Annotated in this window: 17 protein-coding genes; all 17 read right to left on the bottom strand. The window is 59.2% G+C overall.

Translation table 11 applies throughout. The features are described 5' to 3' along the window. Positions 1-26: 26 nt before the first annotated feature. Positions 27-383, bottom strand: a complete 357-nt coding sequence (gene hypA / locus QRQ56_RS33715) for a hydrogenase maturation nickel metallochaperone HypA (RefSeq protein ID WP_438745730.1) — start codon at positions 381-383, stop codon at positions 27-29. Beyond that, a complete protein-coding gene (gene hypE, locus QRQ56_RS33710) occupies positions 377-1,444 on the bottom strand; it encodes a hydrogenase expression/formation protein HypE (RefSeq protein WP_438745729.1) in 1,068 nt (355 codons plus the stop codon). Before hypE ends, hypA begins: the two co-directional genes overlap by 7 nt. After that, positions 1,441-2,571, bottom strand: a complete 1,131-nt coding sequence (hypD, locus tag QRQ56_RS33705; RefSeq protein WP_438745728.1) for a hydrogenase formation protein HypD — start codon at positions 2,569-2,571, stop codon at positions 1,441-1,443. The genes hypE and hypD overlap by 4 nt, the downstream gene beginning before the upstream one ends. Then, the gene (locus QRQ56_RS33700) at positions 2,568-3,260 is read right to left on the bottom strand and encodes a D-sedoheptulose-7-phosphate isomerase (RefSeq protein ID WP_438745727.1); all 693 of its coding nucleotides are present in this window, start codon (positions 3,258-3,260) and stop codon (positions 2,568-2,570) included. Before QRQ56_RS33700 ends, hypD begins: the two co-directional genes overlap by 4 nt. Before the next feature lie 13 nt (positions 3,261-3,273). Beyond that, positions 3,274-3,555, bottom strand: a complete 282-nt coding sequence (locus QRQ56_RS33695) for a HypC/HybG/HupF family hydrogenase formation chaperone (RefSeq protein ID WP_007594357.1) — start codon at positions 3,553-3,555, stop codon at positions 3,274-3,276. Continuing rightward, positions 3,525-5,984: a carbamoyltransferase HypF gene (gene hypF / locus QRQ56_RS33690; protein WP_438745726.1), complete on the bottom strand. Its 2,460-nt coding sequence runs from the start codon at positions 5,982-5,984 to the stop codon at positions 3,525-3,527. Before hypF ends, QRQ56_RS33695 begins: the two co-directional genes overlap by 31 nt. Continuing rightward, on the bottom strand, positions 5,981-6,919 hold the full coding sequence (locus tag QRQ56_RS33685) for a hypothetical protein (protein ID WP_438745725.1): 939 nt from the start codon (positions 6,917-6,919) through the stop codon (positions 5,981-5,983). The genes hypF and QRQ56_RS33685 overlap by 4 nt, the downstream gene beginning before the upstream one ends. Before the next feature lie 266 nt (positions 6,920-7,185). Then, entirely contained in the window at positions 7,186-8,055 is an 870-nt protein-coding gene (locus QRQ56_RS33680; protein ID WP_438745724.1) for a NifU family protein, read from the bottom strand. A gap of 29 nt (positions 8,056-8,084) precedes the next feature. After that, positions 8,085-8,309 (bottom strand): hypothetical protein, encoded by a 225-nt coding sequence (locus QRQ56_RS33675; RefSeq protein WP_438745723.1) that lies wholly within the window; start codon positions 8,307-8,309, stop codon positions 8,085-8,087. Between the two features lie 11 nt (positions 8,310-8,320). Continuing rightward, positions 8,321-8,530, bottom strand: coding sequence for a hypothetical protein (locus QRQ56_RS33670; protein ID WP_007594370.1), 210 nt, complete (start codon positions 8,528-8,530; stop codon positions 8,321-8,323). Then, complete coding sequence (locus QRQ56_RS33665; protein WP_438745722.1) at positions 8,527-9,594, bottom strand: hypothetical protein; 1,068 nt, start codon at positions 9,592-9,594, stop codon at positions 8,527-8,529. The genes QRQ56_RS33670 and QRQ56_RS33665 overlap by 4 nt, the downstream gene beginning before the upstream one ends. 84 nt (positions 9,595-9,678) lie before the next feature. Beyond that, the gene (locus QRQ56_RS33660; RefSeq protein ID WP_438745721.1) at positions 9,679-9,945 is read right to left on the bottom strand and encodes a hypothetical protein; all 267 of its coding nucleotides are present in this window, start codon (positions 9,943-9,945) and stop codon (positions 9,679-9,681) included. Between the two features lie 41 nt (positions 9,946-9,986). Continuing rightward, on the bottom strand, positions 9,987-10,472 hold the full coding sequence (locus QRQ56_RS33655; RefSeq protein WP_438745720.1) for a hydrogenase maturation protease: 486 nt from the start codon (positions 10,470-10,472) through the stop codon (positions 9,987-9,989). 100 nt (positions 10,473-10,572) lie between these two features. Then, a complete protein-coding gene (locus QRQ56_RS33650; RefSeq protein ID WP_438745719.1) occupies positions 10,573-10,881 on the bottom strand; it encodes a hypothetical protein in 309 nt (102 codons plus the stop codon). Between the two features lie 45 nt (positions 10,882-10,926). After that, on the bottom strand, positions 10,927-11,238 hold the full coding sequence (locus tag QRQ56_RS33645) for a hypothetical protein (protein ID WP_438745718.1): 312 nt from the start codon (positions 11,236-11,238) through the stop codon (positions 10,927-10,929). Between the two features lie 94 nt (positions 11,239-11,332). Then, the gene (locus QRQ56_RS33640; protein WP_438745717.1) at positions 11,333-12,931 is read right to left on the bottom strand and encodes a nickel-dependent hydrogenase large subunit; all 1,599 of its coding nucleotides are present in this window, start codon (positions 12,929-12,931) and stop codon (positions 11,333-11,335) included. Between the two features lie 61 nt (positions 12,932-12,992). Beyond that, positions 12,993-13,955: a hydrogenase gene (locus QRQ56_RS33635; RefSeq protein WP_438745716.1), complete on the bottom strand. Its 963-nt coding sequence runs from the start codon at positions 13,953-13,955 to the stop codon at positions 12,993-12,995. Positions 13,956-14,349 lie beyond the last annotated feature (394 nt).

Below are 14,349 nucleotides of genomic sequence, written 5' to 3'. Positions count from 1 at the left end.
GTCTCCGCATCCGCAATGACCGCACATCAGGCGACCTCCTCTTCCAGTTCCATGCTCTTGATGTTCAATTCCTCGCCCTGCAATCGGGTCAGGCGGCGCGAACCACAGCTGCACGCGGTGAACAGCGTCTTGGTGACGAGCTCCAGCTCACAAGAATCGCAGCGGGCGCGTCCCTCAATCTTTCTGATCTCCAGCGTTGCGCCTTCCAGCATCGTTCCCCGGGCCACCGTCTCGAAGCAGAAGGCGATCGCGTCCGGCATCACGCCGGACAATTCGCCGACATCGAGATTGACGCGGCGGACCCGACGGCCCTTGGCCGCGTCGCTAACGATCGCGATAATGTTGCGAGTAATGCCTAGCTCGTGCATGAGCAGCCTCAGCAAATCCGCGGCAATTGCTCGCCCACCAGCATGTCGACGATTCGTTGTCCGCCAAACACGGTTCGCATGGTGACCCGCCCCGGTTCTCCCCGATTAACCCTGCCGACGACTGCTGCTCCCGCGCCCAGCGGGTGCGCCCGCATGGCTGAGAGTGCGGCGGCGGCCTGTTCTGGAGGCGTGATCACCACAATCTTCCCCTCATTCGCGAGATAAAGCGGATCAAGGCCAAGAATTTCGCAAAAAGCCTTGACCTCCTCGCGAATAGGAGTGGCGCGCTCGTCGATTTCGATTGCAACCTGAGAGGCCTCCGCAATCTCGTTGAGTACGGTCGCCAATCCGCCTCGTGTCGCATCCCGCATGAAACGAATTTCAGGAGCGGCCTCTAAGAGTGTCTCGATCAGACCGTGAAGGCAGGCACAATCGCTTTCGATCGACGTATCAAGTGCCATGTCGCCCCGCGCAGACAAAATCGCCGCGCCGTGGTCACCGAGCAGACCATTGACCATCACCACATCGCCTGGCCTTGCGTTGCCGACTTCCAGCTCTAGACTTCTGCGGATCACGCCGATTCCGGTGGTCGTGATGAAAAGCTTGTCGCAGGCGCCACGTTGCACCACCTTGGTGTCGCCGGTGCAGATGATGACGCCGGCGACCTTGGCAGTCATTGCCATCGAGCGCGCAACTTGGCGCAAGAGTTCTATGCTCGTTCCCTCCTCGATGATGACTGCACACGATAAATATAGCGGCTTCGCTCCGCCGACCGCGAGGTCGTTGATCGTCCCGCAAACCGCAAGTTCGCCGATGTCGCCGCCAGGGAAGAATAGCGGATCAACCACAAAGGAGTCCGTTGTGAAGGCGAGCCGGTCGCCATGGCCGGCCAGTTCGGCAAGGCTGAACCGAGCCTGGTCTTCCAGGGGCGCGAGCGAACGATTGTCGAAAGCCGCGACGAACACGTCATCGATCAGATCCTTCATCGCCTTGCCTCCACCACCGTGGGCAAGCGTGACCTTCTCGACGTTGACTTTGCCGAGCTTGCGAGCATGAATGAACGGCGCGACGTTCATACTGCCTCCTTGTAGCTCTTCTGGCCGCCATATTGGTAATAGGCCGCACAGGCGCCCTCGGATGAGACCATCAGCGATCCGAGCGGCATCTCCGGCGTACACGCCGATCCGAATACCTTGCACTGCCACGGCTTGATAACACCTTTCAGCACCTCGCCACACTGGCACGACTTCGGGTCCGCGATTTTCAAGTTTGGGATAGCGAACTTTTGCTCGGCGTCGTAGCCAGCGTATTTATCGCGTAGTTTGACACCGGAGTGGTCGATCGAGCCAAGCCCGCGCCATTCGAAGAACTCACGCAGTTCGTAGACACGTGAGACTGCCTGCAGCGCGGCTGCATTTCCGCCATCCGGAACGATGCGGGCATACTGATTCTCGACCTCGCTGCGGCCATCCTTGATCTGCTTCAAAACCATCCAGATCGACTGGAGAATATCCAGCGGCTCGAAACCAGCCACCACCATTGGCTTTCCATAGAACTTGGCGATGAATTCGTAGGGAGCTGTGCCGATCACCATCGAGACGTGACCGGGTCCAAGGAAGCCGTCGAGCTGGAGGCCCGGGCTGTCCAAGATCGCCTTGATCGTGGGAACAATGGTGATGTGATTGCAGAACACCGAGAAGTTGGTAATTCCCTCGGCTTCCGCCTGTAGGACGGTCAGCGCAGTTGATGGCATCGTGGTCTCGAAACCGAGCCCGAAGAAGACCACCTCGCGATCCCGGTTCTTGCGGGCCAGCGCCAGCGCATCCATCGGCGAATAGACCATCCGAACGTCCGCGCCGTCGGCCTTGGCCTGTAGCAGGCTCTTCTTTGAACCCGGAACCCGCATGGCGTCGCCGAAGGTTGCAAAGATGACGTCAGGGTTCTCAGCAATTGAGACGCAATCATCCACGCGTCCCATCGGCAACACGCAAACCGGGCAGCCCGGTCCATGGATCAGTTCGATCTGCTTCGGCAACATGCCCTCAAGGCCGTACCGGAAGATTGAATGGGTGTGTCCGCCACAGACCTCCATGATATAAATCGGTCTGTCGGGCGGCAGCGTCATGGTCGAGACCAGCGCTTCGATTTCCCGAACCAGGAAGCCGGCCTTTTCAGAATCGCGAAATTCGTCGACATATTTCATGCTGCGGCCCCCTTCGTGGTGGCTGATCCGCGATCATCCGCCAGCAGCGTGTGCACCAGATCCCACAGGATATGATAGGCCGCCACGTGGCATTCCTGGACGCGGTGGATGGATGTCGTCGGCACCACCAGGCAGAAGTCGACCAGACCCGATGATTTCATCTTGCCGCCTTCGCCGCCAGCAAGGCCGATCGTGACAATGCCGATCTCCCTGGCCTTGGCAAACGCAGACATCAAGTTATTAGAATTTCCGCTGGTGGAGATGCCAACCAGCGCATCACCGGCTTTTCCCTGTGCCAGCAGCTGACGGACAAAGACGTGCTCGAACCCTAAGTCGTTGCCAACGGCGGAGATCATTGCGAGGTCTGCAACGAGATTCGTCGCGGCGAGCGCCGGCCGGCCTGCAGTGATGGGATGAACAAATTCTACCGCCACATGGGAAGCATCGCAACTCGACCCGCCATTGCCCATCGAGAACAGCCGACCACCACGCCGGTAAACATGGGCCAGGGCCTTGGCGGCGGCGACGAGAACCGGCCCCTGCTCGTCGAAGAACCGTAGGTTGGTTTCGCGGGAGTCTCGGGCTTTCTCATTTACGGAATGCAGGAGGGCCGCATCTAACCGCTCCGGTGACTGCGGTTGTCCGTGCAAAAATGGGTAAAGTGCCGTGAGATCGCTCTCGTTGGACATGGTAAGACCCTCCTTACTGGGCCGCCGACAGCTTCATTGCCTCGATCTCAGCCTGGGCTTCGCCAAGCTCGATCAGTATTTTCAAGGTCTGGGCCGCTTCTTCCTCATTGATCCGGCTCATAGCGAAACCGACGTGGACCAACACCCAGTCACCCACGCACGACTCGACCGGATGGTCGTCGTTGACGATGCAGGCGATGTTGATTTGCCGCTTGACGCCGCCAACGTCGACCGTTGCGAGGCGCTTGGTCACATCGTCGATCTTCACGATGCGTCCGGGAATGCCGAGACACATGACCTGCTTCCTTCTGTTGACGGCCTTTGTTTATCAATCAGATGCGCAGCAGCAATGGCTGCCTGTCCCAGTGCCAGCCCACCGTCGTTGGCGGGAACCTGAGTATGCGAGAGCACCGAAAACTTCGCCTGCTCAAGACGCCGGCTGACTTCCTCGAATAGAACCTTGTTTTGGAAGCAGCCACCCGACAAGGCGATTGTCGAGAAACGCGTTTGCGTCGCATCGTCCTCGCCTCCGGCGAGCTTTCTCGTCATGGCAACGATAGAAGTCGCCAAACCCTTATGAAAGCGAGCGGCCATGACTGGCGCAGGCGTTTTCAGGATAAGATCACCGAGCACCGCGGCCCACATTGCTCGCGGTTCGATATAAGGCAGTCCCGAGCCTGGTAAATTCGGAATCGTCAGGGGATAGCCGAGCTCATCCCCCTCATACAGCATCGTATCAGGATCGACCAAGGCTTCCAATCGCGCCGCGGCCTCGCCCTCGTAAGCCTGCCGTTCGCGGCAGACGTCCAGCGCCGCCGCAACGGCGTCGAACAACCGGCCACATGACGACGCCGGCAGGGCGTTGATGCCCTTCTTGATCATGGCATCGAGGGTGCCGCGCGGCTTGCCTGACAAATAGCCATGAAGCGCGAGCTGGTCGAAATTCATCGAAAATTCCGGCCACTTCATCTCGGCCATAAGATGCGCATACAGGTTACGCCACGGCTCCCGGACTGCATGAGCCCCGCCGATCATCGGGACCGGCTTGAACGTGCCAAGCCGTTGATAACCCCGGTAATCGGCGAGCAAGAATTCACCGCCCCACAGCGTACCGTCGCCGCCCCAACCCAAACCGTCGAGCACGATACCGAGCACCGCGGGGGCATCCAGCGGATAATCATTCTCGGCAAGGCAGGAGGCGAGATGGGCGTGGTGGTGCTGAACTTCAATTAGCGGCAATTTATCGGCGACGGCACGCTCATGGGCGAATTTCGAGGACAGATATTCGGGGTGCAAGTCGACGGCCACAGCGGCCGGTGCGTGGTCGAACAAGCGAGCATAGTGCGCAAGATTCTTCCGGTAGTCATCGAAGCATCTCGCATCCTCGAGGTCGCCCTGATGCTGCGACAGGATAGCGGCGCCATCCTTAAGGAGGCAAAAGGTCGACTTCAACTCGCCGCCCATCGCCAGCACATTTGGTGCTGCCTCAAATCCCTTGGGCAAGACTATCCACTGGGGTGCATAGCCGCGGGCTCGGCGCAGCTGCCTCACGCGGCCGCCGACTACGCGCACAACAGAATCGTCAATTCGATTGGCGATTTCGCGATCGTGGACTAGGGCGTAGGAGGTGATCCCGCTCAGCCGTGAGCGCGCTTCCTCGTCTAGTACCACCTGCGGCTCGTCCGAGAGGTTGCCGCTGGTCATCACCACCGGCCGAGCCATCCTTCGCAGCATGAGAAGATGCATCGGCGTCGTCGGCAGCATAAACCCCAGCGTGGCAAGACCCGGGGCAATTGTGTCCGGTAAGCTTTCCGCGCCATTCGCCTCGAGCAGCACGATCGGCGCAGCGGGAGCCGTCAACAGTGCTTCTTCCTCGATGCTCACGTTGCAATAGCGACGAATCACCTCGAGATCGCGGGCCATCAGCGCGAACGGCTTAGCGTAACGATGCTTCGTTCGGCGTAGCCTCGCGACAACATCGCTCTTGGTGGCGTCGCAGGCCAATTGGTAGCCTCCGATCCCCTTGATCGCGACAATCTCGCCATTCTTTATCAGCCCACAGGCCGCATCGACATCATCCATCATCGAGAACTGGTCGAAGCTGCACGCCCGGCCGTCGAAACGAACCAACCTCGCCTTTGGCCCGCAGGCATGACAGGCGATTGCTTCGGCATGGAAGCGGCGATCGGCCGGATCTTCGTACTCGAGCCGGCAGTCTGTGCACATCACAAATGGCGCCATCGTGGTACTGGCGCGGTCATAGGGGATAGCGTTGACGATGCCGAGCCGTGGTCCGCAATTGGTGCAGTTGGTGAAGGGATAGCGATAGCGGCGGCCGAACGGGCTAGTGATCTCCTCGGCACATTCGGCACAAATCGCCGCGTCAGGTGCAACTTGGGTATGTGCGCCGCCGGTAAGACTCCCAGCAATGACGAATTGGCCTGGCAGACCGCCACGACCGGGCCTTGTCTCGATTGCATCGATACGGGCCAGTGGTGGCAAGTCAGTGTGGATGCGGGCAATGAGCGCAGCTATGGTGCGCTCGCTGCCGAAAAGGCGGATCAGCACGCCGTCAGCGTCATTTCGAACATCGCCTGACAGACCAAGCTCACGCGCGAAACGCCAGACCGCCGGCCGAAAGCCAACCCCTTGCACACGGCCGCGCACGCGAATCTCCGCTCCGACATTAGCGTTTGCTTGCGCGATGCTGCTACGATCGGTCACGAAAACGCCTCCCAAAGGAGTACGCGGTTATTGCCCGCGTCAGCCACGACCAGCAGATCACCGCAAGCTGAAGCAGCATAGGGCCAGCACAGGCTGTCGCGACTGGCGACATGCCACCGATTGTCTCCTTTCGCCGAGAACAAGGGCTGCCCAGCAAGCGCTATGGCAGGAGAATCCATTGATAGGCCGTCTAGTTCGAATCCAAGTAGCCGCGAATTGGCGGTATCGGTGACAACCAGCATACCGCCATGCACGGTGAGCCCATACGGCATGTTCATTGCGCTGGAGGTCGGGTAATAGGACGCGCGGTTGTGATCGAGCTTCGTGAAATCGCCTTGGCCGAGCACGAAATCGCAGGCTTGTCCGATGGAACGTGGAAATGTTCGCCACGCCATGACACGATTATTACCTGCGTCAGACACGAATAGCATGCCGCTGCAGGCCGCAATGCCGTGTGGCCAGCGCATGCCGACCACGCCCCCGGCCTGCCCAGCATTGTCATCGCGGGTCACAAAGTCGAACTGCCCCAAAACCAGATCGGCCGGCGTGCCGTTCGAGGTTGGAATGCAATCCCAAACCAGTACACGGCGATTGCCCGTATCGCAGACGATCAATTTCCCGTCCACGATCGCCACCCCATAACACCAGTTCAATGTGTCCGCTCGGGGCGTGACCGCGCCCCGGTTGGCAAGCCCGCTGAAAAAATCGGTCTGCCCAAGCACCACATCTGCGGGCTGGTTGGATACTTCTGGGTAACTATGCCAGATCAGAACGCGATGGTTCCATGCATCGGCTACAACAAGCGCGCCATTAGAGGCTGCGATTCCAGTCGGCATGTTGAGCGTCGCCGGCCCCACGTCGCCTTTGGCGTTGCGTCCTTCCCGTGAAAAGTCCGGTTGGCCGATCACCAGATCCGCCGGCGCCTGATCGGCCAATAATAGAGATCGCCAGATCATGAGCCGATGATGGCCTGTGTCACAGACGAACAGCGGTCCGTGCGGGCTGGCAAGGCACGCCCCCCGCGGGCCGAACAGCGTTGCCCGGCCTGGCACGATTGATTGCGCCAGACCATTCGGCAGCGCCTCGCCTCCAAGGACAGCGCGCGCGCCTTCATGAGCCAAGAGCGGCCGAGCGACGTGGTTATCTCCGACCCGCGCAAGAGCCCTATGCAATCGGCGAGGAGCAAAGGAGACCTGCATGGCTACACCGAAATCCTGACCTCGACCCGAGAGTCGATAACACGAACAGCATGGGATTGGAGCGCGACCTCCGGCGCGGTGAGGCACTCGCCGCTTGAAAGGTCATACTGAAAGCCATGATGCGGACAGGTGATAATGCCGCTTTCCACCTCGCCGTCGTGGATCGGAAAGCCGAGATGGGCACAAGCATTCTGGAAGCAAGTAACGCTCGCGCCGACGCGCGATAACAACACCTTCTCTCCTCCAATGGTGGTCGCGCGAACCGCACCTTCGGGAATGTCGGCCAACAGCCCAGCCGAAAGCCAATCCCCTTTTGCGTCAAGCGCGAACGGGCTGACGAAGCGAACGCCGCTATCGGCAGAGTTGCCCAGCCCCTTGACTTGTACAATTTCCGTGATCTCTGGACATGCCTCCTGAACGGCCTTTTTCACGCCGGCGTGGAAGGTCAATGCGGAAGCCGGACAGCCGTCGCACGCTCCGATGAAGCGCACCTCCACCTTGGGCGGACTGACCTTGACGAGCTCTACGTTGCCACCATGCGAGCCCAACATGGGGCGGACGCCCTCAAGCGCCGCTTCGACTCGTTCGTTCAGACTGGGCTTGACAAGCTGATGCCGGCGCAAAACCGCGTAGACAACCTCGTCGGCGACCGCGTTCTTCATCGCCGCGAGCGCGGCAGGATCAGTCTTGAGCGCACGGATCAACCGCCGCAGCGCTTCCCCCTCCAGGGCCTCAATGGCCAGTTTGTAAGCGCCAACGGCCGCCTGCTGGGTATGGTCCCATGTCGCAAATATGGCCTCCAGTCGCTCGATGTCGCCGACCAAGCCGGCAAGATCGTCGCGCGTCGTCGAGATCATATCGTGGGCGTTCATATCGTTCTCACATGCGGATTCCCGCAGCATCACCGATAGCGAAGGTTCCGAAAGAGATAGGGCTGCAACCCACCGCCGACGAACGCCGCGACGGATGCCGCCATCCACAACGGGGCACCCAGCTTTGCGATCAAGACCAGCAACGATGCAGTCATAAGCACACCTACAAAAATCATGAGGAATGCTTTGCGCGGTTCGGCAAACAACTTGCCGCGGAAGAACAGGACGATTGAATTCTGAGCCATTGCCCACATGATATTTCTCCTCAGCCGACAATCGTAAGAATGGCGAGGCCCAAGAAGACGCCGGCAACGCCCGCCAAGGGCCCATAAAAGCCCCCCAATAGCGCTGCCAGTTCATTCCCCAACACCTTGCCGCCGACGAATACGCCGCCGATGACGCCGCCGCCAATCGAGGCAACGACGCCCAGGATAAACGAGACAACCAACATTTCTGGAGAAGACGGTAGGGTCATAGATCAGAAGCTCCGGTTTCGTTCGATTGACGATTGCTTGGATGAGAGCGCACGACCTGGCCGTCGGCCGAGTTCGACGCCAGCAACTCGCGCTGAATCTGGTCGATCGCTTCGGCAACAACCCTCCCCTTCTCCAAGTCGCCATGCGCCAGGAAGATCTCCCGCGCTTCGCCGTAGTAGGCGCGCGCTTGTAAAAGGTTGGATCGATTGCCACTCTCCGGATCGGTAGGATCGTCGGGCAAATTCCACAGGCAATTGGCTTTGTTACAAATGGTGTTCGCGTATTCCAGCGGAGTCGTCTCGCGCGTACGCACCTTCAACGCTTCGTCGTAAGCTTCAAGTGCACGTATGTTGTTCGCGATCGTGTGGCTCGAGGACACGTATTGCAGAGCGTTGCCGAGATTGTTCTGCAGCATCGCATATTCGGTCGGATTGTCGATCAGCGTGATGACTTTGAGACCTTCTTCGAAAGCCTGCACTGCAAGTGCTTCACGCATCTTGCCGCGTTCGTCCGTCATCGGGATCGAGAGAAACGCCGTGGCAAGGTTGTTCTGCAGGATCACGAATTCCTGCGGAAACTCAGATCGCGTGAAGGTCCGCAGCGCACGTTGATAGGCGGAGATGGCGTCTGTGATGCGGGCCCTGTTTGCGCCCGCAAGGTTCTGCAATACCAGGCCGAAATTCATCTCTGCTTCGGCAAGCTCCTCAGGCCTGCCGAGTTCGGTCATAGTCGGGATTGCCTGTTCGAACGCCGCGCGCGCCTGCTCAAGCGCCGCTGTATCTTCCTCCGGTATGGCCTGTAGCGCAGTGCCTTTACGCGCCAGAATTCGAGCTGACAGAAGCCGCATGTCCCCCGGACAAATCGCCAGCGCCTTGTCATAAAGGGCAACCGCGGCATGAAGCTGATCCGGCGATTTGGGCTGCCGCTGCAGCCCCATCGCAATCTCCATCAGCATCTCGGCCCGCTCGGAGGGGCTTGCCTCAGCGTCATCAGCCGCCGCAAGGGCCGCACGCACTTCATCGCCGAGAAGTCCTTTAATCACTGCTTCCTCCGACCAGCGCATTTTTGGCTGCACGCTTGGTACGAGAGCTACTCTAGCAGCACGAAATTGGAACTGTCTACCTGTTAAGCGTATTGTAAACTTAGTTTACAGAAAGGCGTCGGCGGCGATGAGAGCACCAGCCTCGTGCGACCACGCGACCGGCAGCTGCGAAGCAACGGATTCATCGACCCCGTGCTCGCGCAGGAAATCTGGCGCATGCACCACTCGATCTCCTTGGCTGTTGCGCCGCTTGAGGAGATAGCCCCCGGCGGCGGCGTGACGGACCGGCATGATCCAGAGGTCATCTGCGCGGCGTAACAGGATGACCGCCTCCAAGCCGGCAAAATAGCAGTCGTAAGTTTCGTGGCTCAAATAGAGCGCTCCGCGCGCTACTCTGACAAGAGAGACGGCTGTCACGACGATCCCTTCGCTTCAAGGCGTGCATCGATCAGCATCGCAATGCGATCGGTCACTTTGGCGACAGCGGCTGATGCGGCGGTAGACAGGCCGATGCCCAATTCGACCGTCTCCGCTTCAATCAAAAGCACGATGACGTCCGAGGGGAAGTCGTCGCGGAAGATTTTCCGGCCTGCGAACAGCGCATGATCCCAGCGGAAGTCGTGAAGGTTAAGCGATGGCTCGTAGCGCTGCTCCAACTCGCTCCCCGGCACTTCGAAAACCGCCCCTGGCGGCGACCCCGAACGACACGCGTCCACAACAATCAGCGTTTTGCAGCCACGCGCTGCAAACATGGTCGCCATCCCATCAGTTCCTGCAGCCAACAGACGGACGTTCGGCGCGCCCGCTCCAACACCGCGCGCTTCCAGCAGGCGCAGGACTTCAAGACCCGCACCGTCATCCAGGCGATTTGGATTTCCACATCCTATGACCACGATCATGGGGAGCCCACTGCGCCATGCCTTATCGTGATATGATGCGCCGGTAACGACGCGGCGTATAGGCCGGTATCGGTGGTCTTGGCCGCCGAAGCATCGAGACCTAAATGCGCCAGAGGCGACAGGACCATTGCGGCTCAACCGGCAGATCAAGCTCGGGCAGCTCGCAATAGCGGCGATGGACCTTGTAATACATGCAAGTTTCACACAGTTGATCGAGACCCTCGTGTTCGACTGGTTCGAGGGTAAATCCTCCGACGACGAGCTTCGTCTTCAGCTTGTTGCCGGCGGCTTTCAGGCGGGAAACGATCGCCTGAACTTCTTCATGAGAATCGGCCCGTGGCCGCACCTCCGTTTTGAGACCAGCAGCCAGAAGAGCGCGAATCTCGTCCCGAATCGTTCCGTCGCTCACGGCGTCTTCTCCTGAGGTTCGCTCTCGGGGCTGTCAGTCGGAACATCAGATTCGCCACAATCGGCACCACCACTCCGGCTCTACCGGGACCGCGAGTTCAGGCAGGTCGCACCACCTTCGATGCACCAGATAGTACATGCACTCCAGGCATCGCTGATTATCCGGACCGTACGGATGATTTACAAAGCCTCCAATCACAAGCTTGCCTTTAAGATCCGTCGGATCGAGCCGGCGAAGCTGGAGCAGGATATCGCCAAACTCCTTGTCGGTTTCGGGAAAGGGCTCGACTTCCGTTTCGAGCCCATTCTCGAGCATGTCGGCGATCGCCTTGAGCACAACCTCTTTGTCGGACGCCATACGCGACCGCCTTTCGCTCTAAAGATTCAGTATATGACGTCGCTACTGGCAATTTGAGCACCAGCACCACGATAGCGTGCCCGATGAGCGAACGTCAGGCCGTTCGGAAGCGAGCCAATTCCTCGCCAGTCTTTGCATCATGCGCGTGGACGGTGCAAACCAGACACGAATCGTACGAGCGACAGACGTGACCGACCTCGACCGGATCGTGCGGGTCCCTGATCGGAGAACCGATCAAGGCCTGCTCCATGGGACCCCGAACACCATCGGCGGATCTTGGACCAACATTCCAGGTTGTCGGCGCAATGATCTGGTAATTCTTGATCTTGCCGTCCTTTACCTCGATCCAATGGCAGAGCGCGCCGCGAATGGCCTCTGTAGCTCCCCAGCCGCGTCCATCGCGTTCCGTGGGCTTGATATACCAGGGATCGTTGAGCCGGAATTCGCGCAAAGCGCGTTCGGCCTGGCGATAAAGCTTTACACCTTCGTGCATGCGGGCGAAGTGCCGCAACATCACGCTCGCGCCGCCGAGCTTCCTGTGCATGTCGAGCACCAGCGGATCGAAGTGCTGCCAGGCCTCCCCATGGGTTCCTCCAGCGATGAGCTGCCGGGACAGCGGTCCAGCTTCTAATCGTCCCGACTCGTCGTGGCGCACAGCCGTCGACCACGAATATTGACCGTCCATATTGATGGTGTTCTTTTGCGTAGGCACCGTCTTGCGATCGAACGGATGCACCCCACCCGGCTCATCGTACCAGGAACGCATCGTATCTTCGCGCGTGTGCTTCTGATCCATCAGCTTGAAGCTGTCGGCGTTTCCGTCATAAACACCACTCTTCATAATCAAAGCGGCATTGCGACCATCGATCGTCGGCTTTTGATATTTGTCTTCGTGTGGCAAGTAGCCCCATGAGACGAATTTTTCGTGGCCCTTGCCGAACTTGTCCATCCCGCAGTCAAGGCTCATTCGCCAGAACATTCCAAGATCGGAATTTGCGTGCTCCGGCTTCTCGTCGAGCCAGGCCATGAAGTCGTCGTAAGATTTGATCTCTTCGTAGCGCTCCAGTGAACATCCGAGCCAGATTTTCTCCATCCAGTCACGGCGGAAATATTCCAGGATCGACCACGCCCTCGTGACGTCGGTGAGGGTGGGCGCGCACATCACGCCGCCGGGCACCATGTAGCTTGAGTGCGGCCACTGCCCGCCCAACAGTGCGTAAATTTCCACCGGCTTGCCAGAGATCGTGACGCCGATTTCGTAATTGCTTCCCGTAAATGGCGCCCAGCGTTTGACGGCTTCCTCGTAATATTTCGATTTCGAGTAGTTCTTGTGCGTGTAATCGATCATGAACAGACCGTAGTGATGACGCGGCAAGCTCTGAAGACTTTCGACGAGCTGACCGAGATTCCTTGCCAGAATCGCATTGCGCGGCACTTCCGTTTGCCACGCGGTATCGAGCGCCCACGCGGCGCATGTCAGATGCGAAGCACCGCAAATGCCGCAGGCCCGGGGCGTGACGACAAGGCCCGCCTGGGGATCCTTGTCACGCAAGATCACTTCGAAGCCGCGGAACAACTCCGCCTGGGTCCAGGCGTCAACGACGACCCCATCCTGAATGTTGACGCGAACATCAAGGTCGCCTTCGACGCGCCCGACGGGAGAAATATCAAGTGTTTGAACGGCTGAGGGCATAGGAATGCATCCTGAATTTACAAGGTGAAATGTCTGCGCGGTTGTTTGGCGAGCTCGCAGCTCAAACGACGAAGATGTCTTCCTCAGCCCAGGCGGGAGACGCCGCCTTGGCTGCTGCCGTGAGCTTGATATAGCCAGCCTTGTCGACGCCGAGCGGCATGTCCTTTGGAACACCCATCATCGTTTGCGTCTTGAAAACCGTGCCCGGCATCAGATCGAAGAACGGGAATTCCGGCTCCGTGCACCCCATGCAGGGCATGCCGGCGCGCGTCTTTGACGACTGGCGATTCCAGAGGATGCGATTGCAAGGCGAGTGGGTCATCGGACCGCGACATCCAAGATCATAGAACAGACACCCCTTGCGCTGCCCGTATTCGGTCGCGGATACCTTGTAGGCGAAGTGCATGTTACGGGTGCAACCCGTTTGGGTGAAGCTGGTAAAGAACGTTTTCGGACGCTGGAATTCGTCCAGCGTCAGGTCGCCGCCGCGTCCGGTGGCCACCGCAACAACGATTTGCGTTATCCAATCAGGATGCGCGGGGCAGCCAGGCACATTGATGACGGGCAGCCCGGCCTTGGATTTATAGGCCGGCCCGAGAAAACCGCCGTGCTTTCGCTTCAGGAATTGCAGTCCCTCGCTCTCCGACGGGTTCGGGGCTGTTGCCGGGATTCCGCCCCAAGTCGCGCAGTCACCGATTGCGACCGTATAGCCCGCAACCTTCGCAAGATCGGCGACCCAATCTTTCATCGGTCGCCCCGCGAACCGATTCCATTCGCCCGTGCCGTTCGGCGCGTTGACGACTGAGCCTTCGAAGACGAAAATATCTAGCGGCATTGCACCCGATACGAGCGCGTGCAGCATCTTTCTGAGATTTTCGCCGAGCTCCATGCCGAGCGAAGGATGCCAGAGAACATTGATGCCAAAATCAGTGACCAGGTCGCAGGCGCTCGGCTCCTCCGCGTTGAGGAACGACATCGTATTTCCCGAACATGCGCCGCCTTGGAGCCAAAGTAGATTAGCCATCAATTTCCTCCACTATGTTCTATCGCCAACCAAAGACGGCGCTTGAACAATAGTACAGCAAGACCTGTGCCGAATTGGGCGATCCGGAAAAGACCTCGTAAAGACAGACGCTTAGTGCAAAGTCGTCCAGGACACTGAGGCGTTTCCTGACGCCCGTTGGCTGCAAAGCAAGTTGGCTATGCAAAGTTAGCTTTCAATTTCGCTGACCAATGTAACGCGATTATGCGCGCCGACGAGCCGGTGCTCACGAGGGTAATGACGCTCTCAGGAAGAAGATCATTGCAGGTGCCACAACGTGCTGCGCAGGTCCTTTAGCCTCTTCAGAGTCCGCCGCGCGCCCGGCGGGCCTCAACGCACGGGATAGCCTCGACAATGCCGTCGTTCGGGTGCCGCA

Source organism: Bradyrhizobium sp. U531, assembly GCF_051710265.1.
Classification (GTDB): Bacteria; Pseudomonadota; Alphaproteobacteria; order Rhizobiales; family Xanthobacteraceae; genus Bradyrhizobium.
This window is presented reverse-complemented; position numbering and strand designations above follow the sequence as displayed.

Bases quoted from the DNA above. Each gene is read 5' to 3' on its own strand.
- QRQ56_RS33670 (WP_007594370.1), bottom strand. From the start codon at position 8,530: ATGACCCTACCGTCTTCTCCAGAAATGTTGGTTGTCTCGTTTATCCTG.
- QRQ56_RS33655 (WP_438745720.1), bottom strand. From the start codon at position 10,472: ATGATCGTGGTCATAGGATGTGGAAATCCAAATCGCCTGGATGACGGT.
- QRQ56_RS33645 (WP_438745718.1), bottom strand. From the start codon at position 11,238: ATGGCGTCCGACAAAGAGGTTGTGCTCAAGGCGATCGCCGACATGCTC.
- QRQ56_RS33680 (WP_438745724.1), bottom strand. From the start codon at position 8,055: ATGAACGCCCACGATATGATCTCGACGACGCGCGACGATCTTGCCGGC.
- QRQ56_RS33640 (WP_438745717.1), bottom strand. From the start codon at position 12,931: ATGCCCTCAGCCGTTCAAACACTTGATATTTCTCCCGTCGGGCGCGTC.
- QRQ56_RS33665 (WP_438745722.1), bottom strand. From the start codon at position 9,594: ATGCGCTGGTCGGAGGAAGCAGTGATTAAAGGACTTCTCGGCGATGAA.
- QRQ56_RS33695 (WP_007594357.1), bottom strand. From the start codon at position 3,555: ATGTGTCTCGGCATTCCCGGACGCATCGTGAAGATCGACGATGTGACC.
- QRQ56_RS33635 (WP_438745716.1), bottom strand. From the start codon at position 13,955: ATGGCTAATCTACTTTGGCTCCAAGGCGGCGCATGTTCGGGAAATACG.
- hypE (WP_438745729.1), bottom strand. From the start codon at position 1,444: ATGAACGTCGCGCCGTTCATTCATGCTCGCAAGCTCGGCAAAGTCAAC.
- hypD (WP_438745728.1), bottom strand. From the start codon at position 2,571: ATGAAATATGTCGACGAATTTCGCGATTCTGAAAAGGCCGGCTTCCTG.
- QRQ56_RS33675 (WP_438745723.1), bottom strand. From the start codon at position 8,309: ATGTGGGCAATGGCTCAGAATTCAATCGTCCTGTTCTTCCGCGGCAAG.
- QRQ56_RS33700 (WP_438745727.1), bottom strand. From the start codon at position 3,260: ATGTCCAACGAGAGCGATCTCACGGCACTTTACCCATTTTTGCACGGA.